Here is a 25,365-nt window from a genome sequence, read left to right as displayed (position 1 = left end):
TCCCGTGGGCGCATCGCCCCGGTTTACTTCAGGCCTTGGCCGGAAAACATCAGCACTTTGTCACCGGCGTACTGCACGCTGATAAAGCTGTTTTTGTCGCCCCAGGTGCAACTGGACATACCAAGCGCGCCCGAACAATCGGCGGGTTTGCCCAGCAAGGTTTCAACCTCGGCCTTGGCCATGCCGGCCGACAGCTTGGAGTAATTCTCCTGATTGACCTTGCTGCATGCGACCAACAACACGCAGAACGAGAGCAAGGCGATAGATCGCAGCGACATGGTGTAGCTCCTGGAGCGAAGGGGGGTTGGCAGGTGCCAAGCTGAAGCTTAGAAGAGAAAACCCCTATCTGGTTCCCCGACCGCCCGGCTATTTATTGAGCCGCTCGTCTGGGTTTTTTCGATAAATCAGCCACTTTCTCGCGCTATTCGGCATTTCGTCGGTATTTGCAGAAAATCGCCTAATCTTTGGCGTCGAGCAGTCGACATAACAGCAGCGTTAAGCCCACTCCTGTGGCAAATTGACGCCCCTTGTTGACCAGCCCCCTCCGCGGTAGCTCATTTAATGACCAGAAACATGAAGTTCAGCCACAAGATCTTGCTGGCTGCTGCCCTCGTAGTGGCCGTTGCATTCGCGTGCTTCATCCTCTTCAACGACTACCGCCAGCGCCAGACCCTGCGCAGCAGTACCGAGTCCTCAATGCAGGAACTCGGCAGTCTGACCACGAGTAACATCCAGACCTGGCTGGAAAGCCGCATCCAGTTGCTGCAATCGCTGTCCCAGCAGATCGCCGTGGATGGCAGCGCGCCGGCCAGCCTGAAACGCGCCATCGACCTGCCGGCCTACACCGGCAATTTCCAGTTGAGCTACTTCGGCAGCACCGAAGGCGTGATGACCTCGATTCCGGCCGGCAACCGTGCCGCCGACTACGACCCGCGGGCCCGTGGCTGGTACAAAGCCGCCGACAGTGCGCGGCAAACCATCGTCACCGAACCGTACATCGCCGCCTCGTCCGGCAAACTGGTGATCACCGTCGCCACCCCCGTGCAGCATGAGAACAAGATGATCGGCGTCGCCGGTGCGGACATTGACCTGTCCAGCGTCAGCGCGATCATCAACTCGCTGAACTTCGGCGGTCACGGCCACGCGCTTATCGTCAGCGCCGACGGCAAGATCCTGATCCACCCGGACAGCAAACTGGTGCTCAAGACCCTCGCTGAGGCCTACCCGAACGGCGCGCCGAAAGTCAGCCCAGGCCTGAAAGAAGTCGAGCTCGACGGCAAGTCCCAGTTCATCTCCTTCACCCACGTCAACGGCGTGCCGTCGGCCGACTGGTACGTGGCGCTGGTGCTGGACCAGGAAACCGCGTTCGCGATGCTCAGCGAATTCCGCACCTCGGCGATTATCGCCATGGTCATCGCCGTGGTGATCATCATTGCGCTGCTGGGCATGCTGATCAGCTTCCTGATGCAACCGTTGCTGACCATGGGTCGCGCGATGCATGACATCGCCGAAGGTGAAGGCGATTTGACCAAACGCCTGACCATCCACGGCCACGATGAATTCGGCGCGCTGGGCACGTCGTTCAACCGTTTTGTGGAGCGGATCCACACCTCGATCCGCGAAGTCGCCTCGGCCACCGGCCAGGTTAACGAAGTCGCCTTGCGTGTGGTCGCGGCCTCCAACTCGTCGATGTACAACTCCGACCAGCAAGCCTCGCGCACCAGCAGCGTGGCTGCCGCGATCAACGAGCTGGGCGCCGCTGCCCAGGAAATCGCGCAGAACGCCGCCCTCGCCTCCCAGCATTCGAGCGACGCCCGCGCGCTGGCCGAAGACGGTCAGCAAGTGGTGGATAAAACCATCGCAGCGATGCAGCAGCTGTCGGCGAAGATCAGCGATTCGTGCGGCAACATCGAGACGCTCAACAGCAACACGGTGAACATCGGGCAGATTCTGGAAGTGATCACCAGCATCTCGCAGCAGACCAACTTGCTGGCCTTGAACGCCGCCATCGAAGCCGCGCGTGCCGGTGAAGCCGGGCGCGGTTTCGCGGTAGTTGCCGATGAAGTGCGCAACCTCGCCCACCGCACCCAGGATTCGGCGCAGCAAGTGCAGAAGATGATCGAAGAGCTGCAAGTCGGCGCCCGGGAAGCCGTGAGCACCATGACCGACAGCCAGCGCCAGAGCGAAAGCAGCGTCGGCATCGCCAACCAGGCCGGCGAACGCCTGGGCAGCGTGACGCAGCGTATCGGTGAAATCGACGGCATGAACCAGTCCGTGGCCACCGCGACCGAAGAACAGACCGCTGTGGTGGAGTCGATCAACGTCGACATCACCGAGATCAACACGCTGAACCAGGAAGGTGTGGAGAACTTGCAGGCGACGTTGCGTGCGTGCTCGGACCTTGAGCAGCAGGCTGCGCGGTTGAAGCAGTTGGTGGGTAGCTTCAGGATTTAAGCCGTTTTTGAGGGCCCCTTCGCGGGCAAGCCTCGCTCCTACAGGATTACAGAGCGTTACCTGTAGGAGCGAGGCTTGCCCGCGAAGGCGGCATCAGCAACAACGAAAATTCAGAACCTTGATCCCGGCCCCGAAAGAAACTCAATTTCCTCCGCCGTAGACTCCCGCCCCAACACCCCATTGCGATGCGGAAACCGTCCAAACCGCGCAATCACTTTCTGATGCCGCTCGGCATAGTCCAGGTTATCGGCAAACACTGCGCGATCGGCTTCCGGCTGTTCATCAACCAGCGCGATAAACCGCGAAACCGCCTCGTTTTGCACCGCCAGATTCTCGCAATGCTCGAACACCAGGTAGATGAAAACCCTCTGGATAGGCTTTAACTGCCGATCAAAATCTGCGGCAATGCCTTGCGCCACCAGGGCTTGAGCCCGGAGATCGCCAGAGAAGGATTTGGGGGTGTCGCGAAAGATCATTCGCGGGAGTTGGTCGAGTAGCAGCACCAGGGCCAGCCAACCTTCGGGGCGTTGCGCCCAGTCGGTCAAACCGCCAGCCAGTGCCTGCTCGACCCAGTCCCCGAAACGCTCACGCGCTTCGAGGTCCTGGCTGTCGCGCTTGCCGAACCATAACTTTTCCCTGTCAGCCGCTACGTCGTTGGGGGCTTCGGCTGATCCGAACCACCATTCGAGCAACGGCTGCCAGGGCGCGGTCATGGGTTTATTCCTTGTGGTAAGCCGTGACGCGTGCGACTTCTTCTTTCGAGCCCAGGAACACCGCTACGCGCTGGTGCAGGCCGTCCGGCTGGATGTCGAGGATGCGCTGGTGACCATCGGTGGACGCGCCGCCGGCTTGTTCGACCAGGAAAGACATCGGGTTGGCTTCGTACATCAAACGCAGTTTGCCCGGCTTCGACGGCTCACGGCTGTCGCGTGGGTACATGAACAGACCACCACGAGTCAGGATACGGTGCACGTCGGCAACCATCGCGGCCACCCAGCGCATGTTGTAGTTCTTTTTCAGCGGGCCTTCATCGCCTGCCAGCAATTCGCCAACGTAGCGTTGTACCGGGGCTTCCCAGTGACGCTGGTTGGAGGCGTTGATTGCGAATTCCTGAGTGGATTCCGGGATCGTGATGTCTTCGTGGGTCAGCACGAAGCTGCCCATTTCACGGTCCAGGGTGAAGCCTTTGACGCCATTGCCCAGGGTCAGCACCAGCATGGTCTGTGGACCGTAAATCGCATAACCGGCGGCAACCTGCTGAGTGCCTGGCTGCAGGAAGGCCTTTTCGTTCAAAGGCTCGTTCTGGGTCAGGTATTCGTTCGGGCAACGCAGCACCGAGAAGATAGTACCGACCGGCGCGTTGATGTCGATGTTCGACGAACCGTCCAGTGGGTCGAATACCAGCAGGTACGCACCTTTCGGGTATTTGCCCGGGATCTGGTAGGCATTGTCCATTTCTTCGGACGCCATGCCGGCCAGGTGACCACCCCATTCGTTGGCTTCGAGCAGGATGTCGTTGGACATCACATCGAGCTTCTTCTGCACTTCGCCTTGGACGTTTTCAGTGCCCATGCTGCCCAGAACACCACCGAGGGCGCCCTTGGAGACGGCGTGGCTGATTTCTTTACAGGCGCGCGCCACCACTTCGATCAGGAAACGCAGATCGGCAGGGGTGTTGTTGCTACGGGTCTGCTCAATCAAATAGCGACTCAGGGTAACGCGGGACATGGAAGGCTCCGGTGGAATGGGGGGCTAAAAACCCGCGCAGTTTAACGCGAGTCGGGGCGCATTTCCTTCTATCAGACGTGATACGCCCAATAGAGTTCATGTGCGGGGTTTAGCGTAGTTCGAAACCGACATCTTTACCGGCCGGCACATCGCTATTCGCGAGCAGGCTCGCTCCCACAGGAGTACGCATTCCAATGTGGGAGCGAGCCTGCTCGCGAATGGCGCGGCACCCACCATTCTTAAGGTTTGACCGGCGGCTTGCGCAGCAGACTAAACGCCATCACCGCCAGAAACAGCACACTTAGCAACAACACTGCCCACAACCCGAATTTCTTCCAGTTGGTGTCAGCCGTGGCAGCAGCCACCGCCGTCGGCGCCTGTGTTACCGCTGCCCCGCTATCAACCGTAGCCTTGCCCAAGGCCGAGAACTTCGCCGGGCTGTAGTCCGGGATCAACGTCGACAACGGCAAGTTCGCCGTCTTCACCGTCGCACTGCCCAGCGCCAGGGTATACGGCCCGGCGCCACGCGCCAGGAACACCACTTGCGTCGAGCGCACGGCAAATTTCACGGTCGGTGCTTCAGCACCCAAGCCTCCGCCGCGTTCATCCACGGTCAGTTTCAATTGCTGCACGGTTTGCCCCGACAGCTGCAATTCGTTCTGCACCACGTCCTGGCCATTCTGAGTCAGGCGATAGAGCAGACCGCCGCTCAGTGACTGCCACGGCAAACTGCTTTCGCGACGACCGGACAGGGTCACCGGCGCCAGACTGTTGGGCTGGCTCAACTCGACCTGCACCCGCTCGAGATTCAGCCCCATCGGTAATTGCCAGGTGTATTCACCGTCCTTCAACCGTATGCCGGCCAACGGTTGCGACCAGACCAACGGCAACGGCAGACTGCGGGTGCTGGCGCTTTCCAGTTGCGCCGAGGTCAGCACCGGCGCCGACTGCGGAGAGTTCCACAGCAATCGCAGATAGCGCGCCGATTGCCCCGGCAGACCGACTTCGTGTTGCTCGACTCGCTCATCGGCAAACGACAACCGCGCCACTTGCCCTTCGCCCCACGACTGCCAATGCTGCAAGTCGTCGCTGGCTTCGATGCTGAACCGCTGGAAGCCGTCGCGTTCGCTGGTCCAGTCGAGGATCAACTGCTGCAACGGCGCCTTGATCCCGCTGGCGTCGAGCAACCAGCCACGCAACACTTCTTCCCCCGCCTCCAACTGAGTGGACGGCTGCACTTCCACCAGCGTGCCGTTGGCACTCGATTGCACGCGCACGCTCGGCGCGCGCTCGGTGGCGTCCGCCGAGCTGTACAGCGGGAACCACTTCACGTCAGTGGTGCTACGGTTTTCGGCGGATTGCGCGGTTTCCCTGGCCAAGGCATAGGCCTGGGCTTCGCCGGCCGCGTTGAACACGCGCACATCGCTCAGATCGGTTTGCCGTGCGTTCAATTGCACGCTCAGCGGCAATTCGAGGCGATACCACGGCCCCTCGCCGCTCACGGACAACGGCACTTGAGTGCTGAAGTCCGAAGGTTTCTCCTGGGCGCTGGCCGACAGCGCCACGCCCATCGCAACAGCGCCCAACCAACCCAGGTTCAGCTTCTGACTCAAGACGACACTCCTTCGGTTTCAGGGGCCGGACTTTCAGATTCCGGCGCAGCCTCGGCACGCTTGGGCGGCAGCGGGGCGAAATAGCCCACCACCAGCAACAACACGCCAACGCCGATAAACGAGACGATCCGCGCAAGTCCGCCACGGTTACTCAATTCGACAAAGAACAGTTTGGCCACCACCACGCCAATCAGCGCGGCGCCGATCAGCCAGACTTCACGGCGATGACGCAGATGGCCGCCGATCATCAAGCCCAGCGCCATCAAGGTCCAGACGATCGACAGACCAGCCTGCACCTGCATCGACGCCAGCAGTTGATCCAGCTCGAACGGTACGCCGCCCCAGTGGTGCGCGGTGCGCGTGACCACGGCGGAGAAAAACACGAACAGCGAAGCGCCGGCGATCAGCTGCGTGGCGTTCTCTGCGTACACCTTCGGCAAGGCAAATTGCGCCACCGCGCTGCGCGACCACACGTAAACGCCGAACAGCGCAAACAGCAGGCCCAATTCCAGCGGGTTGATCAGCGGCACATAAGGCAGCGGCTCGGCGGTGCCGTCGCTGACACCGTTCGCCAGCCAGAACCAGCCGAGCATCAGCAAGGCCAACGGCGCGGCGGCGTAGACACGGTATTCACGGGAATACGCCGACACCGGCCATGGGAAGTTACGCGGCGCGGCGGCCAGCTCCAGATACAGGCTCGGCAGAATCGCCCAGCCCAACCAACGCCAGGCGTTGTACTGCTCGGACAACAGCAGCAAGCCGTAACGCAGCTCCAGCGCCAGCACACCGATCAACAGCCAACAGCCGAGCACATGCGCGGTGCTGAGGGCGCGCGCCGGCAGCATCGGCGCCAAACGCCGCAGGGAAATGAAGTGCACGACGAACACCGCCGCCCACACCAGCCAGCCAAAGTCGGCCGCCGGGTGATATCGCGAATGCCACGCAGAGAGCAACACCAGCCCCGCCGCCGGAATCAGGAAGGTGCAGACCAAGCCCAGCGACGGCCATTTCAATCGCAGCGACAACAGCGTCCACAGCGCCACACTCAGCGCCGCGACGGCCAACAACAATGTCGCTTGCAGGTTAAGCGGAGCAAAGCGCAGCACTTCGCTGATCCACGCCAGCGCCCACCAACCCACGCCCCACACCAGCAACAATTCGGACAAGCGATTCAGGCTCAATGCATCGAACGACGAAGCGTGATTACCCAACTGCAAGCGCCAGGCACCGACCAGCGCGGCCAGGCCGAGCACCAGCGGTGTCCAGAAACCGCTGTGGGCCAGAGGTTTCAAACCTTCACTGGCCAACGGCCCCAGCAGATCCGGCCCGGCGTACAGGAATGCCGCGCCGCCGATCACTTGCAACAGCAAGCCAAAGACAAAACTCACGCGCTGCTTGAGGTACAGACTCAGCCAGATGATGAACAACCCGCTGGCCGCCCACACCGCACTCGCGGTTTGCCATGGCAGCACGAACAGCACCGCGAGGTTGATCAGCACCAGGCCGGCGAGCAGCACCACCGACAAGCCGCGCAGCAACCGGACATCGTTGCGCACCATCTCGTCACGGGCTGCGAGCAACATGCCGGCGATCAACGCCAGGCCAATCAGCGAGGCGCTAAGCAGCCCGCTCCATCCGGCGCTGAACACAGCAGCGGAATCCCCGCTCGCCCCTTTCAGGCGCAACAGGAACAACGCACCGCCCAGCAACTGCACGGCAAACGCGGTGAACAGGAACGTACGCGATTGCAGGCGCAAGCCAACGAACAGCGTCGCCAACCCGGCCAGCGCCCAACTGATCGCCGTGCCGTGGGTCAGGAAGAACAACGGCGCCAGCAGATAAAGGAAGGTCAGGCCGAGACACGCCAACACCGGCAGGCCCTGGCGCTCCCACGCCGACGCCTGTTCCGGCAAGGCTTTGCGCAACTGGTAGAAACTGAAAAGCAACGCGACGCCGAGCATCAATGCACCCAGCCATGAACCGTCCAGCAGGCTGCTTTCGCCGGGCTGCAATTTGCTGAGAAACGCGAGTGCCGAACCCAGTTGCAGCAACAAGGCAAAGGCGCGGGCCAGCGGTCGTTGCTGACGCAGGCCGAGCCAGAAGATCCCTGCGCCTTCCACGGCCCAGGCCGCAGCAGTCCAACGTGCATCTAGCCCCAGCGGAATCGCCAGGCTCGCGAAGATCACGCCCAGCGCCAGACAGGTTTCCGCCAGCAACAACGCGCGGCCGCCCATCAGCAAACGAGCCAGGGCCATGTAGATCATGCCCAGTGCCAGCGCGCTGAACGCGGCCGCGAATTCCAGATGCTGGACCAACGCGAACTGCAAACCGAAGCCCACCAGCGGCGGCCCGAACAGCATCGTGCCGTCGACGTAATCGCCCTTGCGCGCCGACCAATTCAGCAGCGCCTGGCGATCGTCGTTCGCCGGTGCATCGGTCATCTCCAACAGCTTGCGCCGGGTGAACAACAGGCCGATGCCCAGGTACATCAGGAAGAACAGAATCAGGAACGGTTCGGTGCTCCACAGCAACTCGGGCGTGTAGGAGCGCAGGCCCCAGGCGAAGCCGATGCCGAACGTGCCGACAAAACCGATCAGGTTGAGCGGTCGCCACGCCTTGAACCAGGCGATGGCGAGGATGCCGGTGTTGAGCAACGCGAAGTAACTGAACAGCGCGACGTGGTTGCCGGCGCCGGTCGAGGTCAATATCGGCGCGGCGAAACCGCCCAGCGCGGCGGCGCAGGCCAGTGCCAGGGAATCCTGGGTGATCGCCAGAATCGCCGAGAACACCGTCACCGCCACCAGCAGGCCCAAGGCTGCCGTGGGGTCGAGCAGCGGGTGCAAGCGCATCGCGGCGAACACCGTCAGGTACAACACGGCAATCCCGGTGCCTTGCAGCATCAGCGCGTAATGGTTGTTGCGATGGCGCAGCCACCAGCCCAGGCCAAGCAAGCCCAACGCACTGGCGGCAACCCCGGCGTAACGCATTTCGATCGGCACGACCATGCCTTCGGTGGCGTAGCGCAGCAGGAATGCCAGGCCGAGAAACAAGAGCACCACACCGACTCGCAGCACGGTGTTGCCACCGAACAGCCAGTTGCGCGCACCGGTGACGGCGCGGTCGAAAATGTTGGGTTCGCGAGGTGCGGCGGGTTTTCGGGGTTCGCGGGCGACCGGTTCCGGGGTCCACACATCGGCGGGCAGCGGACGGCTGGCTTCGCTAGCGGCGCCGGTGATCGATTCGAGTTCGGGCGGGAGTTCCCAGATCAGTTCCGGAGCTTGGACAGGGATTTCGTCGAGAATGAATTCCGGGGGTGCAACGGGCTCGCTGACTTCAGGGTGAATCGCTTCGGGCTGACTGGCCTCTGGCGCTTTGACGCCGGACATCTCCAACAACGCCAGGCGTTGCTGCACCGCATTCAGCGCCACCTGTGCCTGTTCAAGCAGCAGGCGTTGCCGGTCCGATTGCGAACTCAAGCGGCCAATGCGAAAGGCCTGGCCGATGCCCAACCCGAGCAGCGCACCCAACAGCGCATCGCTGAACGACTCATCGAGCATCCAGCCCAGCGCCAAACCAATCAGCATCAAGATCCATTGCATGGTCGATATCCCTAAGCACAGAGGCCAATCCGATAGGATTGGCGCAGCCCGAACAGCAAAGATCGCAGCCTGCGGCAGCTCCTACACCGACCGCGTCCCACCCATATTAGGTGAACACTGACTGTAGGAGCTGCCGAAGGCTGCGATCTTTTCGGGGCGCTAGTATATCGAGCCGATCGAGAAGTTACTCCAAAGCCTTCCAGATTTCCGTGGCGTACTCACGAATCGTCCGATCCGACGAGAACCAGCCCATGCGCGAGGTGTTCAACACCGCCGAACGCCACCATTCCTGGGAATCGTGCCAGTGCGCCTCAACGCGCATCTGCGCGTCCCAGTAAGAGTCAAAATCGGCGCAAACCAGGAAGCGGTCGTAGTCCACCAGCGAATCGATCAACCCGGTGTAACGGGACGGATCATCCGGCGAGAACACCCCGCCGCGAATCGCTTGCAGCACGTCATTAAGACGATGGGACGCCGCAATATCCGGTGCGGCATTGAACTCGTGGTTTTGCTTGCGCGCTTCAACCTGCTGCGCACTGAGGCCGAAGATGAACATGTGCTCCGCGCCAATGCGCTCACACATTTCGACGTTGGCGCCATCGAGCGTGCCGATGGTCAGCGCGCCGTTGAGGCCGAACTTCATGTTGCTGGTGCCCGACGCCTCGAAGCCCGCCGTGGAAATCTGCTCCGACAAATCCGCCGCCGGAATAATGCTTTCCGCCAGGCTGACGTTGTAGTTAGGCAAGAACACCACCTTGAGCAAACCGCGCACGGTCGGGTCGTTGTTGACCACCCGGGCGATGTCGTTGGTCAGCTTGATGATCAACTTGGCCTGGTGATAACTGGCCGCAGCCTTGCCAGCGAAGATTTTTACTCGCGGTACCCAGTCGATTTCCGGCTCGGCACGAATCGCCTGATACAGCGCAACCGTGTGCATCAGGTTGAGCAACTGGCGTTTGTATTCGTGGATCCGTTTGACCTGCACATCGAACATCGCCGCCGGGTTGACCGCGATGCCCAGCCGTTCATGAATCAGATACGCCAGGGCTTTCTTGCTGTGCAGACGTTGATCGGCGAAGGCTTTGCGGAAAGCGGTCTTCTCGGCGAACGGCTCCAGATCAAGCAAGCGCTCTTCCGGGTTATCCAGCAAGTCCGGCCCGAGGGCATCGACCAGCATCGACGTGAGTTCGGGGTTGGCCTGGTAGAGCCAGCGGCGGAAGGTGATGCCGTTGGTTTTGTTGTTGATCCGCTCCGGGTAGAGCTTGTGCAGTTCGGAGAACACGGTTTTGCGCATCAGCTGCGTGTGCAGCGCGGACACGCCATTGACGCTGTGGGAGCCGAGGAACGCCAGGTTGCCCATGCGCACGCGGCGGCCGTTGTCTTCCTCGATCAACGACACTGCGCGCAGCACGTCGAAATCGTGAATGCCTTTGGCCCGCAGCGAGTCGATGTGTTGGGCGTTGATCAGATAGATGATCTGCATGTGTCGCGGCAGCATGCGTTCCATCAAACCGACCGGCCAGGTTTCCAGGGCTTCTGGCAACAGCGTGTGGTTGGTGTACGACAGCGTATCGACCGTCACCTGCCACGCGGCATCCCACGCGACATCGTAGACGTCGACCAGTTGCCGCATCAGCTCGGCCACAGCGATCGACGGGTGAGTGTCGTTGAGCTGGATCGCCGCGTGGTCGCCCAGGGTCAGCACCGAGGTGTGCATGTTGCGATGGCGGCGCAGCAAATCCTGCAGGGACGCGGCGACGAAGAAGTATTCCTGACGCAGGCGCAATTCCTGGCCGGCTTCGGTGCTGTCCGCAGGATAGAGGACACGGGAAATACTTTCGGCCCGGGCCACTTCGGCCACAGCGCCCAAGTGGTCGCCGGCGTTGAAGCGTTCCAGGTGTAAATCTTCGACGGCGCGGGCACGCCACAGACGCAGGGTGTTGACGCTCGCACCGCGCCAGCCGACCACCGGAGTGTCGTAGGCAATCGCCCGCACGGTTTCCGCCGGGGTCCAGACTTGCTTGGTCTTGCCGGCTTCGTCGGTAACGGTTTCAACGCTGCCGCCAAAGCCGATCGGGTAGACCACTTCTGGGCGTTCGAACTCCCACGGGTTACCGAAATCCAGCCAGTGTTCGGTCTGCTCTTGTTGCCAGCCATCGACGATGGCCTGGCGGAACAAGCCGTGTTCATAACGAATGCCATAACCATGGCCGGCGATGCCGAGGGTCGACATGCTTTCCATGAAGCACGCAGCCAGGCGACCGAGGCCACCGTTGCCCAGGGCCGCATCGGGCTCCAGCAGGCGAATGCGTTCCAGGTCGACACCGAGTTCGGTCAACGCTTCGCGGGCGACGTCGAGCAGGCCGAGGTTGCTCAGGCTGTCGTAGAGCAAGCGGCCGATAAGAAATTCCAGGGAGAGGTAGTAAACCCGCTTCTGGCCTTTGCGGTAGATCTGCCGCGTGTGATCCATCCAGTGCTCGACCATGTGGTCGCGCGCTGCCAGCGCAATAGCTTCGAACCAGTCGTGGTCGAAGGCGTGATCCGGGTCTTTGCCCACCGCGTAGGTGAGTTTGGTCAAGACGGCGTCGCGGAATGCGGCCACCTCTGCTTCGCGAACAAGTGGTTCTTGAGTCATCGATAGGACCTCGAGCGAGCTTTGAGTTGTCTGAGCCTAGACGGTCTGACAGGCGGTATGGGCTCTGGTTCGGCAGTTTTTCCTGATAGTGCGAGATAGGCCGGCATTACATTGTCATGTACCTGAATCAATGCAGGGGCCGTGCCGGATTAACGGCAATTATTGGGCGATCCTGAAAAAAACTGGCGAAAGGTTGTTCAAAAATCCACCAGTCCCGGTATGATCGCGCGCCCTGATGCACACGCTGGTAACAACCGATGATGAAGTCCAACCTGATCGCCGCCGCGGAGATCGACCGCCTCGATACCTGGGCCAAATATTCTGCCCCGATGTGCGGTTCCTGCGTGTCGAGCTGCTGCACCTTGCCGGTCGAGGTCAAGATCAAGGATCTGATCCGCATCGGCATCGTCGACGAGTTCGAGCGCGGCGAGCCGGCGAAAAACATCGCCAAGCGCCTGCAGAAGGAAGGGATCGTCGAGCGTTACAGCCAGAAGACCGAGATCTTCACCCTCCAGCGCATGAGCAACAACGATTGCCTGTACCTGGATCGTAAGAGCCGTCTGTGCACTATTTATGAAAAGCGCCCGGATACTTGCCGCAACCACCCGAAAATCGGCCCGCGGCCGGGGTATTGCGCTTACAAGCCCAAAGAAATTGTGCGTGAGACCAGCGCCAGTCGCCGTACCCTCGAGAAGTTCTGATCCGAAATCTCGCTGCCTGATAGATTGCTTTCGCGGGCAAGCCTCGCTCCTACAGGGGTATTACGTCGTTCGCGGCAATCGCGTATCACCCGAACCTGTAGGAGCGAGGCTTGCCCGCGAAGAGGCCGACACAAACACCGCACAAACCCCAGACAAACAAAAACGCCCCCGACCTTGCGGTCGGGGGCGTTTTTTTGTCAGCTAACTAAATAACTCAGTTACCGGACTTCTTGGCAGCGCGGGTACGCTCGCTTTCGCCCAGGATCTTCTTACGAAGACGGATGGACTTAGGAGTGACTTCGCACAATTCGTCTTCTTGAACGAATTCCAGAGCTTGTTCCAGGGTGAAACGGATAGGCGGAACCAGAGCGATGGTTTCGTCTTTACCCGAGGCACGCATGTTGTCGAGCTTCTTGCCTTTGGTTGGGTTAACGCCCAGGTCGTTGTCGCGGCTGTTGATGCCGACGATTTGACCTTCGTACACGTCTTCACCGTGACCGAGGAACAGTTTGCCGCGAGCTTGCAGGGTTTCCAGCGAGTAAGTCAGAGCCTTACCGGTAGCAACCGAAACCAGCACGCCGTTCTGACGGCCGGACATGTCGCCGGACTTCATCACGTCGTAACGGTCGAAGATCGAGGTCAGGATGCCTGCACCGGAGGTCAGGGTCAGGAACTCGTTACGGAAACCGATCAAGCCACGAGCCGGGATGTTGTACTCAAGGCGCACACGGCCCTTGCCATCCGGAACCATGTTGGTCAGGTCGCCTTTACGGATACCGATCTGTTCCATGATCGAACCTTGCGATTCTTCTGGCAGGTCGATGGTCACGTTTTCGTACGGTTCGTGCTTGACGCCGTCAACCATGCGGATGATCACTTCCGGACGACCAACACCCATTTCGAAGCCTTCGCGACGCATGGTTTCGATCAGTACCGAGAGGTGCAGCTCACCACGGCCGGAGACTTTGAACTTGTCGGCGGTGTCGCCTTCTTCAACGCGCAGGGCAACGTTGTAGAGCAGTTCTTTGTCCAGACGCTCCTTGATGTTACGGGAAGTCACGAACTTGCCTTCTTTACCGCAGAAAGGCGAGTCGTTTACCTGGAAGGTCATGGAAACGGTTGGTTCGTCAACGGTCAGCGGCTTCATCGCTTCGACGTTCAGTGGGTCGCACAGAGTGTCGGAGATGAACAGCTGGTCGAAGCCGCTGATGCAGACGATGTCGCCGGCAGCTGCTTCTTCAACGTCGATACGGTGCAGACCGTGGTGACCCATCAGCTTCAGGATACGACCGGTACGCTTCTTGCCGTCGGCGTCGATAGCGACAACCGGAGTGTTCGGCTTGATGCGGCCACGAGCGATACGGCCAACGCCGATAACACCCAGGAAGCTGTTGTAGTCCAGAGCCGAGATTTGCATCTGGAACGGACCATCACGGTCGACTTTCGGCGCAGGTACGTTGTCGACGATCGACTGGTACAGCGGGGTCATGTCTTCAGCCATGTCGGTGTGTTCCAGACCGGCAATGCCGTTCAGGGCCGAGGCGTAGACAACTTTGAAGTCCAGCTGTTCTTCGGTAGCACCGAGGTTGTCGAACAGGTCGAAGATCTGGTCCAGAACCCAGTCCGGACGCGCGCCTGGACGGTCAACCTTGTTGATGACCACGATTGGACGCAGGCCGGCTTCGAAAGCCTTCTTGGTCACGAAACGGGTTTGCGGCATAGGGCCGTCTTGAGCGTCAACCAGCAGCAGAACGGAGTCAACCATCGACATTACGCGTTCAACTTCGCCGCCGAAGTCGGCGTGGCCCGGGGTGTCCACGATGTTGATGTGGTAGCCGTTCCAGTTGATGGCGGTGTTTTTCGCCAGAATGGTAATACCGCGCTCTTTCTCCTGGTCGTTGGAGTCCATCACGCGCTCGTCGTTGAGCTCGTTGCGCTCCAGGGTGCCGGATTGACGCAAGAGTTTGTCTACCAGGGTGGTTTTACCATGGTCAACGTGAGCAATGATGGCGATGTTGCGTAGATTTTCGATCACTTGTGTATCTCGATCAGAGGATTCGGTGTGCTGACAAGTCTTGGCAGCGATTAACAGTAGAGTCCGGCAAAGCCGTTACAGCTTGACGGCGGCGTCGGGGGGCCGGTGACGCAGGCCACAGGCAAACAGCCCCGGGCACTTAGCTCGGTCGATAAACGCGCACATTGGCATGCCCCTCACTGAGCAAATGGTGGGCATGCAGGCGACTCATCACGCCTTTGTCGCAATACAGCAGGTACTGGCGAGTAGGGTCCAGTTCCTTGAAACGAGCGTTCAATGCATAAAACGGCATCGTCTGTACCTCAATGCCAGCAAGTTCCAGCGGCTCGTCTTCAGCGGCATCCGGGTGACGGATGTCGATGATGATCTGGCCCGCCAGTGCTTCGCTGACTTCTTCGATCTGCAAGTCCTGGCCCAATTCGTCGATCACGCGATCGATCGGCACCAGTTTGGCGTTTTCGAGCGCACGCTCGAGGACCGCCATGTCGAACTGTTGTTCTTCGTACTCCACGCGGTTGCGCTTGGCGTGGGTCTTGGGGTTCACCGAGATGACCCCGCAGTATTCCGGCATGTGCTTGGCGAAGTCGGCAGTCCCGATTTCGTTGGCCAGATCGATGATGTCCTGCTTGTGACTGGCGATCAGCGGGCGCAAGACCAGCTTCTCGGTCACACAGTCGATCAACGACAGGTTCGGCAACGTCTGGCTCGAAACCTGGGAGATCGCCTCACCGGTGACCAGCGCATCGATGTCCAGCCGATCGGCAATCTTCGACGCAGCGCGCAACATCATACGCTTCAAAACTACGCCCATATGACTGTTATCGACTTTCCCGAGAATTTCTCCCAGTACTTCCTCGAATGGCACACTGACAAATAACACGCGTTGGGAGCTGCCGTACTTCTTCCAGATGAAGTGCGCGACTTCCATGACGCCCAGTTCATGGGCCCGTCCGCCCAGATTAAAGAAGCAGAAATGGCTCATCAGGCCACGGCGCATGATCTGGTAGGCGGCGACTGTCGAGTCAAAGCCGCCGGACATCAATACAAGCGTCTGTTCCAGCGCTCCCAGCGGATAACCGCCGATGCTGTTGTGCTGGCTGTGGATCACATACAACCGTTGGTCGCGAATTTCGATGCGAACTTCGATTTCCGGCTCTTTCAGCGAAATCCCGGCGGCGCCGCACTGACGACGCAGCTGGCTGCCGACGTATTTCTCCACGTCCATGGACGAGAAGGTGTGATGCCCGCCGCGCTTGCAGCGCACCGAAAAGATCTTCCCGGCCAGTGCATCGCCGTAGTGCTGCTTGCACTTGGCAACGATGTCGTCGAAGTCACCCAGCGGGTATTCATCGACCTGCAGGAAATGCGCGATGCCCGGCATGCAGCTCAGGCGCTCGGTCATCTCCTTCAGGGCCCGGGGCTCAGTGACGCGGGTTTCCAGCTCGAGGTTGTCCCACACACCGTTCACCACCACAGCCGGGTCCAGATCGCGGAGCACGGCACGGATGTTCTTGGCCAATTGGCGGATGAAACGCATCCGTACCGGGCGGCTCTTGATGGTGATCTCGGGGAAGACTTTTACGATTAGTTTCATGAAAACAGCGCGCGCTGGGCCAGCCGAAAAAGGGGGGCGCGGATTATAGCGGAAATTGCTCAAGGTTTAACCAGTTAATATGCAGAAGGTTTCGCGCGCACCAAAACGGGTCATTTGTTGAAATAGACGCTACATTACGGGGCAGTTATTTCAGCTTTGCGGCGCAATGCACCTCTATAAGCGTGATATTGGGGCAAAAAACCCATGGTGGGGCACTGGCATGCAATTTGCTCCCTTGTGAGGCAGGTTGCCTTGGCAGAGTATTCGCGCCGGCATCACCCACATTCTAAGGGCATCCACTACTAAGCCCGAAGCCACCCGGAGGACACTATGTCGAAGTCGGTTCAACTCATCAAAGATCATGACGTCAAGTGGATTGATCTGCGCTTCACGGACACCAAAGGCACTCAGCACCACGTGACCATGCCGGCTCGCGACGCGCTGGATGACGCTTTCTTCGAAGAAGGCAAAATGTTCGACGGTTCCTCCATTGCTGGCTGGAAAGGCATCGAAGCCTCCGACATGATCCTGATGCCGGACGACAGCACTGCCGTCCTCGACCCGTTCACCGAAGAGCCGACCCTGATCCTGGTTTGCGACGTGATCGAGCCTTCGACCATGCAAGGCTACGACCGTGACCCACGTGCGATCGCCAAGCGTGCCGAGGAATACCTCAAGTCGACCGGTATCGGCGACACCGTATTCGTTGGTCCAGAGCCAGAATTCTTCATCTTCGACCAGGTTAAGTTCAAGTCGGACATCTCCGGCTCGATGTTCAAAATCTACTCCGAACAAGGTTCGTGGATGTCCGACCAGGACGTGGAAGGCGGCAACCGCGGCCACCGTCCAGGTATCAAAGGTGGCTACTTCCCGGTTCCGCCATTCGACCACGACCACGAAATCCGTACCTCCATGTGCAACGCCATGGAAGAAATGGGCCTGACCATCGAAGTTCACCACCACGAAGTGGCGACTGCTGGCCAGAACGAAATCGGCGTGAAGTTCAACACCCTGGTCGCCAAGGCTGACGAAGTTCAGACCCTGAAGTACTGCGTACACAACGTTGCTGATGCATACGGCCGCACCGCGACCTTCATGCCTAAGCCTCTGTACGGCGATAACGGTTCGGGTATGCACGTTCACTTGTCCATCGCCAAAGATGGCAAGAACACCTTCGCTGGCGAAGGTTATGCCGGCCTGTCCGACACTGCCCTGTACTTCATCGGCGGTATCATCAAGCACGGTAAGGCCCTGAACGGCTTCACCAACCCGTCGACCAACTCCTACAAGCGTCTGGTCCCAGGTTTCGAAGCTCCGGTAATGCTGGCCTACTCGGCTCGTAACCGTTCCGCTTCGATCCGTATTCCTTACGTGTCCAGCCCTCGCGCTCGCCGTATCGAAGCTCGCTTCCCGGATCCAGCAGCTAACCCATACCTGGGCTTCGCTGCACTGTTGATGGCTGGCCTGGACGGCATCCAGAACAAGATCCACCCTGGCGACGCAGCTGACAAAAACCTGTACGACCTGCCGCCTGAAGAGGCGAAAGAGATCCCACAAGTTTGCGGCAGCCTGAAAGAAGCCCTGGAAGAGCTGGACAAAGGTCGCGCGTTCCTGACCAAAGGCGGCGTGTTCTCCGACGACTTCATCGACGCTTACATCGCTCTGAAAAGCGAAGAAGAAATCAAGGTCCGCACCTTCGTACACCCACTGGAATATGAGCTGTACTACAGCTGCTGATCCGGTAGCGTCGGCTGCACGCGGCGCGACAAAAAGAGGCCTCCTTCGGGAGGCTTTTTTGTGGGCAAAATCAAAAGATCGCAGCCTTCGGCAGCTCCTACATTGGAACGCGTACACCGTGTAGGAGCTGCCGAAGGCTGCGATCTTTTGATCCTGCTTTTCCATACCAAAATGTTAACGACTTGGGTCTATCGCCAGCCCTGACCTATGCTGCAACCCAACACCTTCGCTTCCGGTCGATTTTATGGGTCGTGGTTTTCTCCTGATGTTGCTGCTGATCGCCCTGCCCGCCGCAGCGCAGATTTATAAGTACACCGACGCCAACGGCAACACCGCCTACAGCAATCAACCGCCGGATGGGGTCAAGGCGCAGCCGGTGGAGTTGCCGCCACTCAACAGTGTCCCGCCCTCGGCGCCTGTCACCCCACCTGCCGAAGCCAGCAGCCGCGAACAACCGCACAACGCCTACGAGGTGTTGGAGTTGACCGGCCTGCCCACCACCGAAGCCCTGCGCGCCAACAACGGCACCTTCACCGTCAGCGTGCTAATCAAACCGCGCCTGCAAGGCACGCATTTGTTCAGGCTGTTGCTGGACGAACAACCTTATGGCCAGCCGAGCAACGTGCCGATCCTGCAACTGGTGAACATCGATCGCGGCGAGCACAGCCTCGCAGTCCAGGTGATCAACGGCGAAAGCGTCGTGCAGCAAAGCCCCAGCGTGACGCTCACTGTGCAACGGGTACACACGCCTTGAAGGGCTGGCTGTTGATCATCTGCCTGATCGCCTTTCCGGCAATGGCCGACGTCTATACCTACGTCGACGCCCAGGGCAATCGAGTCTTCACCGACCAACCGCGCCCCGGCAATGCCAAGCGTGTGCCGCTGGCCACCAGCAATCGAATGTCCGCCAACCCGACCAACGCTGCGCCGGTGATCGCCGCGCAAAAGCCGGAAGAACAACCGCTGTTCCACTACGACATGCTGCGGGTACTGGTGCCGGAACCAGACACCACGGTCCGCAGCAGTGCCGGCGAGTTGATCGTCAGCGTTACCAGCGAACCCGGCTTGCAGCGCGGTCATCGCTACCGTTTGTTACTCGACGGCCAGCCCACCGCTGAACCTGGCATCAGTCCGGTGTTCGCCTTGAGCAATATCGATCGCGGCAGCCATAACCTGTCGGTGGAAATCCTCGACGAACAGGGTCGCACCGTCGAACGCACAGCCAATCAGCCGTTCCACATGCTGCGCATTTCCCTGGCGCAGAAGCGCAAGGTCAAGCCTTGCACCCTCACCGACTACGGCCAACGGCCGGAATGTCCACTCAAAGACAAACCTCCTGAAGAAAAAAATCCCTTCCTGAAGTTCTTCTAACCTCGTTCAGGTTTGCGCACTATATTGGTGCGATAGGGTGCACCGTACCCACATCCAAGCCCATTTTGGTTCGAAAGTACCCGCAAAAGCTGGCAGAACGCCACGCGATCGAGCGTCAAACGCCCGTTTCAGGCCTCAAACGCTTCTTTTCGGAGCTTTGGTTTGGTTTTTGCATTTTCCCCGCATCAGCGCTCATTTGTTGCGCGCACCCTGCTCCAAAAGAGGGTGTAGGGCGTGCTCACCGTAAATGGCGATCGCGCAAAGCCCCACGAGACGCAAGACTAGGCATGAGGAGAGAAGTTTGGTCGCTCCAAATGAACGACGAATAACAACGGATTGCGTCTCGTGGGGCTTTGCCCTTCGGGTTGGCGCTGTGATCGCGCCATGCTGCGTTGCAGGACTTGAAAAGGGAACGTCATTCTCTGCGTCCTGCGCCTTGCCTGGCGCGATCACAGCGCCAACGCGATTCGCCATTTACGGTGAGCACGCCCTACTATGACCATTAGCGACGCACTGCATCGACTATTACTCGACAACCTGACCACCGCCACCATCCTGCTCGACGCCGAACTGCGCCTCGAGTACATGAACCCGGCGGCGGAAATGCTCTTGGCCATCAGCGGCCAGCGTAGCCATGGGCAGTTCATCAGTGAGTTGTTCACCGAATCTACTGAAGCCTTGAATTCCCTGCGCCAGGCCGTCGAGCAAGCGCATCCGTTCACCAAGCGCGAAGCGATGCTCACCGCCCTCACCGGCCAGACCCTGACCGTTGATTACGCGGTCACGCCGATCCTGAGTAACGGCGACACGATGCTGCTGCTGGAAGTCCACCCCCGTGACCGCTTGCTGCGGATCACCAAGGAAGAGGCGCAGCTGTCGAAGCAGGAAACCAGCAAGATGCTGGTACGCGGCCTCGCTCATGAGATCAAGAACCCGCTGGGCGGGATTCGCGGTGCCGCGCAATTGCTCGCCCGCGAGCTGCCGGAAGAAAGCCTGCGCGACTACACCAACGTGATCATCGAAGAAGCCGATCGCCTGCGAAACCTCGTGGACCGGATGCTCGGCTCGAACAAACTGCCGTCCTTGGCCATGTGCAACATCCACGAAGTACTGGAGCGGGTCAGTCAGTTGGTTGAGGCCGAAAGCCAGGGCTGCATCACCTTGGTGCGCGACTACGACCCAAGCATTCCCGACGTGTTGATCGATCGCGAACAGATGATCCAGGCCGTGCTGAACATCGTGCGCAACGCGATGCAGGCCATCAGCAGCCAGAACGAGCTGCGCCTGGGCCGCATCAGTTTGCGCACCCGCGCCATGCGCCAGTTCACCATCGGCCACGTGCGACATCGCCTGGTGACCAAGATCGAGATCATCGACAACGGTCCGGGCATTCCTGCGGATTTGCAGGAAACCATCTTCTTTCCAATGGTCAGCGGCCGCCCGGACGGTACCGGGCTGGGCCTGGCCATTACCCAGAACATCATCAGCCAGCACCAGGGCTTGATCGAGTGTGACAGCCACCCAGGCCACACCACTTTCTCGATCTTTCTGCCACTGGAACAAGGAGCCACATCGACATGAGCCGTAGTGAAACCGTGTGGATCGTCGATGACGACCGTTCTATCCGTTGGGTCCTGGAAAAAGCCTTGCAGCAAGAAGGCATGACCACGCAAAGCTTCGACAGCGCCGATGGCGTGATGAGCCGCCTGGCGCGCCAGCAGCCGGACGTGATCATCTCCGACATCCGCATGCCGGGTGCCAGTGGCCTGGACCTTTTGGCGCGGATTCGCGAACAACACCCACGGCTGCCGGTCATCATCATGACCGCCCACTCCGACCTGGACAGCGCTGTCGCCTCCTACCAGGGCGGCGCGTTCGAATACCTGCCCAAGCCGTTCGATGTCGACGAAGCGGTGTCCCTGGTCAAGCGTGCCAACCAGCACGCCCAGGAACAGCAAGGCCTGGAAGTCCCGGTCGCCTTGACCCGCACCCCGGAAATCATCGGTGAAGCGCCGGCGATGCAGGAAGTGTTTCGCGCCATCGGACGCTTGAGCCACTCCAACATCACCGTGCTGATCAACGGCGAATCCGGCACCGGTAAAGAACTGGTGGCCCACGCCCTGCACCGCCACAGCCCACGCGCGGCCTCGCCGTTCATTGCGCTGAACATGGCGGCGATCCCGAAAGACCTGATGGAATCCGAGCTGTTCGGCCATGAGAAAGGCGCGTTCACCGGTGCGGCCAACCTGCGTCGCGGGCGCTTTGAACAGGCTGACGGCGGCACGTTGTTCCTCGATGAAATCGGCGACATGCCGGCGGACACCCAGACCCGTTTGCTGCGGGTGTTAGCGGACGGCGAGTTCTACCGCGTTGGCGGTCATACGCCGGTGAAGGTCGATGTGCGCATCATCGCCGCGACCCACCAGAACCTGGAAACCCTGGTGCACGCCGGGAAATTCCGTGAGGACTTGTTCCACCGCCTCAACGTGATCCGCATTCATATCCCACGGCTGTCGGACCGTCGCGAAGACATCCCGACCCTGGCCAAGCACTTCCTCAGCCGCGCCGCGCAAGAACTGGCGGTGGAGCCGAAGCTGCTGAAAAGCGAAACCGAGGAATACCTGAAGAACCTGCCGTGGGGCGGCAACGTTCGTCAGTTGGAGAACACCTGCCGCTGGATCACGGTGATGGCTTCGGGTCGCGAAGTGCACATCAGCGACCTGCCACCAGAGCTGCTGAACCTGCCGCAGGATTCGGCGCCGGTGACCAACTGGGAGCAAGCGCTGCGCCAGTGGGCTGATCAGGCGTTGGCTCGTGGTCAATCGAGCCTGCTCGACAGCGCCGTGCCGGCGTTCGAGCGGATCATGATCGAAACCGCCCTCAAGCACACCGCCGGCCGCCGTCGCGATGCTGCGGTTTTGCTGGGTTGGGGGCGTAACACCCTGACGCGCAAGATCAAGGAATTGGGGATGAAGGTCGATGGTGGGGATGATGATGAGGGGGAAGAGGGTTAAGCAGCCCTTAGCTCTTCGCTAACCGTTAGATCCTTTCGCGGGCAAGCCTCGCTCCTACGGGGTTTGCGCCATTTCAAAATTGGCGCATCACCTGTAGGAGCGAGGCTTGCCCGCGAAGGGGCCATAACATTCAACATCATCGTTGACTGTTACACCGCTTTCGCGAGCAGGCTCGCTCCCACATTAAGAGCTTCGTGCACCGCAGCAATGCACCGTGAACCGCAATCGCGCACAGCCTCCCTCCTGAAATCCCGTCGTTAATCGTTAGAAAACCCACCCAACAAAAACACAAAAGCCGCGAATAACGGGGCCTCCAGCGCATCAGCACAACTTTCTGTTTCAACTTGTTAAAACCTGGCACGCCCCCTGCAATAGTCCATTCAGTGATTCAGTTCACTACCCGGTTTCGGGGACCTTGGTACAGGCAGGCCGGGGATTCCCCTCTTTACATCGGGCTCACACCGCCAACGCGACGAGCCCAACCCGTTTTGGGGCCCTTGATACAGGCAGGTCAGGGGTTCCTTCTTTACACCGGGACTTGCACGCAATGCGTAAGTCCCTGCCGTTTTGGGAACCTTGGTACAGGCAGGCCGGGGATTCCCTCTTTTATTGCTCCCGGAGATGGATCTCCAGCCGCCAGCGATCATCGACCTCGCTACCGGCCCACTCACCTTGCAGTGGCCGGGCCGCCACCACCGTCAGCAACAACCCCCCATCACTCAAACGCACGCGCCAGTTCACGTCTTTGCCGTTGATCTTGAGCTGGCCTTTCTGCGCCTTGCCTTCGGCCTCGAACAGCAACGCGACACTGCCATCCACGACTTCGCCATGGGTCTTGGGCTCGTTGTTGAACCACACCACCAACCCATCGTCGGTGACCTCGACCTGCTGCAGTTCAGTGGGGTCGGGCGTGGTCAGGCGACCGATCATCAACCCGACCATCAGCCCGACAATCGCCAGCGAACCTATCACTCGCGGGAATAGTTTCGAACGGTTGTCCACGGGCGGCGTAGAATGCCGCTCATCTTTACCTTCGGAGCCGTGCATGTTTCACGTCATCCTCTTCCAACCAGAAATTCCGCCGAATACCGGCAACGTTATCAGGCTGTGCGCCAACAGTGGCTGCCACCTGCATTTGATCGAACCGCTGGGCTTCGAGATGGACGACAAGCGCTTGCGCCGGGCCGGCCTCGATTACCACGAGTACGCCACCCTGCAACGCCACGCCGACCTGGCCAGTTGCCTGGAAAGCCTCGGTCATCCACGGCTGTTCGCGTTCACCACCAAGGGCTCGCGGCCGTTCCACGATGCCAGCTTCGCCGAGGGCGACGCCTTCCTGTTCGGCCCGGAAAGCCGTGGCTTGCCAGCGGAGGTACTCGATGCTCTCCCAGGCGAACAACGCCTGCGCCTGCCGATGCGCGAAGGCTGCCGCAGCCTGAACCTGTCGAACACCGTGGCCGTCGCGGTATACGAAGGCTGGCGCCAACTAGGCTTTAAATAACACCACAAACAAATGTGGGAGCGAGCCTGCTCGCGAAAGCGGTGTGCCAGACGACAATGTTGTCACTGACACTCCCATTCGCGAGCAGGCTCGCTCCCACATTGAAACTGCTTTGGTGCTCGGGACCGTTTATTGAACGGTTGGAGTCTCGCCAGCCGCCTGCATGCGTTGCAGTTCTTGTGCGTACAGCGCGTCGAAGTTCACCGGAGCCAGCATCAGGGCCGGGAACGAACCGCGGGTCACCAGGCTGTCCAGGGTTTCGCGAGCGTACGGGAACAGGATGTTCGGGCAGAACGCGCCGAGGGTGTGGCTCATCGAAGCGTCGTCCAGGTTCTTGATCAGGAAGATCCCGGCCTGTTGCACTTCAGCGATGAACGCTACTTCTTCACCGTTTTTCACGGTAACCGACAAAGTCAGCACGACTTCGTGGAAGTCACCTTCCAGAGCCTTTTGACGGGTGTTCAGATCCAGACCGACGCTCGGTTCCCACTGCTGGCGGAAGATCGCCGGGCTTTTCGGGGCTTCGAAGGACAAGTCACGTACGTAGATGCGCTGCAAGGAGAATTGCGGTGCGGTTTCTTCTTCGCTAGCTGCAGTGTTCTGTTGGTCAGTCATCTCAGATCCTTTCTGATCTTTGGTCTTTTAGGGTTTGCTGTTCTTGGGTGCTTAAGTCAGGCCTTGAGCATGGCGTCGAGCTTACCGGCACGCTCAAGGGCAAACAAATCATCACAGCCACCGATGTGGCGCTCGCCGATCCAGATCTGCGGCACGGACGTACGCCCGGCTTTCTGGGCCATGGCGGCACGCACCTGCGGCTTGCCATCGACCTTGATCTCTTCGAAGGCCACACCTTTGTTCTCGAGCAAGTACTTGGCTCGCGAGCAATAAGGGCAGTAATCGCTGGAATAGACGACGACGTTGCTCATATCACTTCACCAGCGGCAGGTTGTCGCCCTTCCAGCTGGAAATCCCGCCGGAGAGCTTGGCGGCGGTGAAGCCGGATTTCATCAGTTCGCGGGCATGGGTGCCGGCGGTCTGGCCCTGGGCATCGACCAGAATGATGGTCTTGGCCTTGTGCTTTTCCAGTTCGCCAACGCGAGCGGTCAACTTGTCGTGAGGAATGTTCAACGCGCCAACGATATGGCCGGCGGCGAAATCCTTGGTCGAACGAATGTCGATCACCACGCCTGCGTCCTTGTTGACCAGCCCGGTCAGCTCGCCGGTGCTCAGGCTGCGACCGCCGCCTTTCATCTCATGGGCGATCAGCAGAGCCAGCAGAACAACGAAAATACCGGCCAGCAAATAGTGGGTGGTGGCAAATGCAATCAGGTGATCAAGCATTTAAGGTGGTTCCAGGGCGTTAAAAGTGGGCCAGTATACACA

General features: G+C 59.9%; 20 protein-coding genes and 1 pseudogene. 9 read left to right on the top strand and 12 right to left on the bottom strand.

Going from position 1 to position 25,365, the window contains the following annotated elements; genetic code table 11:
* Positions 1-23 precede the first annotated feature (23 nt).
* Positions 24-278: a hypothetical protein gene (locus tag LOY68_RS01820; protein WP_054054697.1), complete on the bottom strand. Its 255-nt coding sequence runs from the start codon at positions 276-278 to the stop codon at positions 24-26.
* A gap of 283 nt (positions 279-561) precedes the next feature.
* Here LOY68_RS01820 and LOY68_RS32165 point away from each other — a divergent pair.
* Together LOY68_RS32165 and LOY68_RS32160 are read left to right on the top strand one after the other, a co-directional pair.
* Positions 562-1,596 (top strand): annotated as a pseudogene (locus LOY68_RS32165) (cache domain-containing protein); the annotation flags it as partial.
* Between the two features lie 93 nt (positions 1,597-1,689).
* Entirely contained in the window at positions 1,690-2,454 is a 765-nt protein-coding gene (locus LOY68_RS32160; protein ID WP_375538756.1) for a methyl-accepting chemotaxis protein, read from the top strand.
* Positions 2,455-2,564: 110 nt separating this feature from the next.
* Here the strand turns inward: LOY68_RS32160 and LOY68_RS01810 are convergent, their stop codons facing one another.
* From LOY68_RS01810 to LOY68_RS01790, 5 genes are all read right to left on the bottom strand, one after another.
* Entirely contained in the window at positions 2,565-3,167 is a 603-nt protein-coding gene (locus LOY68_RS01810; protein ID WP_163907820.1) for a DUF924 family protein, read from the bottom strand.
* Between the two features lie 4 nt (positions 3,168-3,171).
* Positions 3,172-4,182 (bottom strand): class 1 fructose-bisphosphatase, encoded by a 1,011-nt coding sequence (locus tag LOY68_RS01805; RefSeq protein ID WP_054054707.1) that lies wholly within the window; start codon positions 4,180-4,182, stop codon positions 3,172-3,174.
* A 239-nt stretch (positions 4,183-4,421) separates the two neighbouring features.
* The gene (locus LOY68_RS01800; RefSeq protein WP_265042578.1) at positions 4,422-5,795 is read right to left on the bottom strand and encodes a DUF3999 domain-containing protein; all 1,374 of its coding nucleotides are present in this window, start codon (positions 5,793-5,795) and stop codon (positions 4,422-4,424) included.
* Complete coding sequence (locus tag LOY68_RS01795) at positions 5,792-9,394, bottom strand: DUF2339 domain-containing protein (protein WP_265042577.1); 3,603 nt, start codon at positions 9,392-9,394, stop codon at positions 5,792-5,794. Before LOY68_RS01795 ends, LOY68_RS01800 begins: the two co-directional genes overlap by 4 nt.
* Positions 9,395-9,578: 184 nt before the next feature.
* Positions 9,579-12,029, bottom strand: coding sequence for a glycogen/starch/alpha-glucan phosphorylase (locus LOY68_RS01790; protein ID WP_054054715.1), 2,451 nt, complete (start codon positions 12,027-12,029; stop codon positions 9,579-9,581).
* A 260-nt stretch (positions 12,030-12,289) separates the two neighbouring features.
* Here LOY68_RS01790 and LOY68_RS01785 point away from each other — a divergent pair, with 260 nt between their 5' ends.
* The gene (locus LOY68_RS01785; RefSeq protein WP_054054719.1) at positions 12,290-12,730 is read left to right on the top strand and encodes a YkgJ family cysteine cluster protein; all 441 of its coding nucleotides are present in this window, start codon (positions 12,290-12,292) and stop codon (positions 12,728-12,730) included.
* Positions 12,731-12,944: 214 nt separating this feature from the next.
* On the opposite strand, the gene typA is transcribed toward LOY68_RS01785, so the two are convergent.
* Both typA and thiI read right to left on the bottom strand, forming a co-directional pair.
* Positions 12,945-14,765, bottom strand: a complete 1,821-nt coding sequence (gene typA, locus LOY68_RS01780; RefSeq protein WP_054055316.1) for a translational GTPase TypA — start codon at positions 14,763-14,765, stop codon at positions 12,945-12,947.
* A gap of 139 nt (positions 14,766-14,904) precedes the next feature.
* Entirely contained in the window at positions 14,905-16,359 is a 1,455-nt protein-coding gene (gene thiI / locus LOY68_RS01775; protein WP_054055314.1) for a tRNA uracil 4-sulfurtransferase ThiI, read from the bottom strand.
* A gap of 330 nt (positions 16,360-16,689) precedes the next feature.
* Here thiI and glnA point away from each other — a divergent pair, with 330 nt between their 5' ends.
* From glnA to ntrC, 5 genes are all read left to right on the top strand, one after another.
* Positions 16,690-18,096: a glutamate--ammonia ligase gene (glnA, locus tag LOY68_RS01770; protein ID WP_054055312.1), complete on the top strand. Its 1,407-nt coding sequence runs from the start codon at positions 16,690-16,692 to the stop codon at positions 18,094-18,096.
* A gap of 244 nt (positions 18,097-18,340) precedes the next feature.
* On the top strand, positions 18,341-18,850 hold the full coding sequence (locus tag LOY68_RS01765) for a DUF4124 domain-containing protein (RefSeq protein WP_265042574.1): 510 nt from the start codon (positions 18,341-18,343) through the stop codon (positions 18,848-18,850).
* Complete coding sequence (locus tag LOY68_RS01760) at positions 18,847-19,467, top strand: DUF4124 domain-containing protein (protein WP_054055308.1); 621 nt, start codon at positions 18,847-18,849, stop codon at positions 19,465-19,467. Before LOY68_RS01765 ends, LOY68_RS01760 begins: the two co-directional genes overlap by 4 nt.
* 495 nt (positions 19,468-19,962) lie before the next feature.
* Positions 19,963-21,048 (top strand): nitrogen regulation protein NR(II), encoded by a 1,086-nt coding sequence (gene glnL, locus LOY68_RS01755; protein WP_054055306.1) that lies wholly within the window; start codon positions 19,963-19,965, stop codon positions 21,046-21,048.
* Positions 21,045-22,481: a nitrogen regulation protein NR(I) gene (gene ntrC / locus LOY68_RS01750; RefSeq protein ID WP_054055303.1), complete on the top strand. Its 1,437-nt coding sequence runs from the start codon at positions 21,045-21,047 to the stop codon at positions 22,479-22,481. Before glnL ends, ntrC begins: the two co-directional genes overlap by 4 nt.
* Positions 22,482-23,087: 606 nt before the next feature.
* On the opposite strand, the gene LOY68_RS01745 is transcribed toward ntrC, so the two are convergent.
* Positions 23,088-23,528 (bottom strand): hypothetical protein, encoded by a 441-nt coding sequence (locus tag LOY68_RS01745; protein ID WP_265042571.1) that lies wholly within the window; start codon positions 23,526-23,528, stop codon positions 23,088-23,090.
* Between LOY68_RS01745 and LOY68_RS01740 the strand changes: the two genes are divergently transcribed.
* Positions 23,527-23,982 (top strand): tRNA (cytidine(34)-2'-O)-methyltransferase, encoded by a 456-nt coding sequence (locus LOY68_RS01740; protein ID WP_007949025.1) that lies wholly within the window; start codon positions 23,527-23,529, stop codon positions 23,980-23,982. The two genes, LOY68_RS01745 and LOY68_RS01740, sit on opposite strands and share 2 nt — an antisense overlap.
* A gap of 129 nt (positions 23,983-24,111) precedes the next feature.
* Here LOY68_RS01740 and secB read toward each other — a convergent pair whose 3' ends face one another.
* Genes secB through LOY68_RS01725 form a run of 3 tightly spaced genes read right to left on the bottom strand, consistent with a single transcriptional unit; the run spans position 24,112 to position 25,323 of the window.
* A complete protein-coding gene (secB, locus tag LOY68_RS01735) occupies positions 24,112-24,597 on the bottom strand; it encodes a protein-export chaperone SecB (RefSeq protein WP_007897410.1) in 486 nt (161 codons plus the stop codon).
* A 56-nt stretch (positions 24,598-24,653) separates the two neighbouring features.
* Complete coding sequence (grxC, locus tag LOY68_RS01730) at positions 24,654-24,908, bottom strand: glutaredoxin 3 (protein ID WP_010464569.1); 255 nt, start codon at positions 24,906-24,908, stop codon at positions 24,654-24,656.
* Between the two features lies 1 nt (position 24,909).
* Positions 24,910-25,323, bottom strand: a complete 414-nt coding sequence (locus LOY68_RS01725; RefSeq protein ID WP_054055299.1) for a rhodanese-like domain-containing protein — start codon at positions 25,321-25,323, stop codon at positions 24,910-24,912.
* Positions 25,324-25,365 lie beyond the last annotated feature (42 nt).

It is taken from the genome of Pseudomonas sp. B21-053 (assembly GCF_026016365.1).
Taxonomy (GTDB): Bacteria; Pseudomonadota; Gammaproteobacteria; order Pseudomonadales; family Pseudomonadaceae; genus Aquipseudomonas; species Aquipseudomonas nunensis.
This window is presented reverse-complemented; position numbering and strand designations above follow the sequence as displayed.

Bases quoted from the DNA above. Each gene is read 5' to 3' on its own strand.
- grxC (WP_010464569.1), bottom strand. From the start codon at position 24,908: ATGAGCAACGTCGTCGTCTATTCCAGCGATTACTGCCCTTATTGCTCG.
- LOY68_RS01740 (WP_007949025.1), top strand. From the start codon at position 23,527: ATGTTTCACGTCATCCTCTTCCAACCAGAAATTCCGCCGAATACCGGC.
- thiI (WP_054055314.1), bottom strand. From the start codon at position 16,359: ATGAAACTAATCGTAAAAGTCTTCCCCGAGATCACCATCAAGAGCCGC.
- LOY68_RS01765 (WP_265042574.1), top strand. From the start codon at position 18,341: ATGGGTCGTGGTTTTCTCCTGATGTTGCTGCTGATCGCCCTGCCCGCC.
- LOY68_RS01820 (WP_054054697.1), bottom strand. From the start codon at position 278: ATGTCGCTGCGATCTATCGCCTTGCTCTCGTTCTGCGTGTTGTTGGTC.
- LOY68_RS01810 (WP_163907820.1), bottom strand. From the start codon at position 3,167: ATGACCGCGCCCTGGCAGCCGTTGCTCGAATGGTGGTTCGGATCAGCC.
- LOY68_RS01790 (WP_054054715.1), bottom strand. From the start codon at position 12,029: ATGACTCAAGAACCACTTGTTCGCGAAGCAGAGGTGGCCGCATTCCGC.
- glnL (WP_054055306.1), top strand. From the start codon at position 19,963: ATGACCATTAGCGACGCACTGCATCGACTATTACTCGACAACCTGACC.
- LOY68_RS01785 (WP_054054719.1), top strand. From the start codon at position 12,290: ATGAAGTCCAACCTGATCGCCGCCGCGGAGATCGACCGCCTCGATACC.
- LOY68_RS01795 (WP_265042577.1), bottom strand. From the start codon at position 9,394: ATGCAATGGATCTTGATGCTGATTGGTTTGGCGCTGGGCTGGATGCTC.
- LOY68_RS32160 (WP_375538756.1), top strand. From the start codon at position 1,690: ATGTACAACTCCGACCAGCAAGCCTCGCGCACCAGCAGCGTGGCTGCC.
- glnA (WP_054055312.1), top strand. From the start codon at position 16,690: ATGTCGAAGTCGGTTCAACTCATCAAAGATCATGACGTCAAGTGGATT.
- secB (WP_007897410.1), bottom strand. From the start codon at position 24,597: ATGACTGACCAACAGAACACTGCAGCTAGCGAAGAAGAAACCGCACCG.
- LOY68_RS01725 (WP_054055299.1), bottom strand. From the start codon at position 25,323: ATGCTTGATCACCTGATTGCATTTGCCACCACCCACTATTTGCTGGCC.
- ntrC (WP_054055303.1), top strand. From the start codon at position 21,045: ATGAGCCGTAGTGAAACCGTGTGGATCGTCGATGACGACCGTTCTATC.
- LOY68_RS01745 (WP_265042571.1), bottom strand. From the start codon at position 23,528: ATGCACGGCTCCGAAGGTAAAGATGAGCGGCATTCTACGCCGCCCGTG.
- LOY68_RS01805 (WP_054054707.1), bottom strand. From the start codon at position 4,182: ATGTCCCGCGTTACCCTGAGTCGCTATTTGATTGAGCAGACCCGTAGC.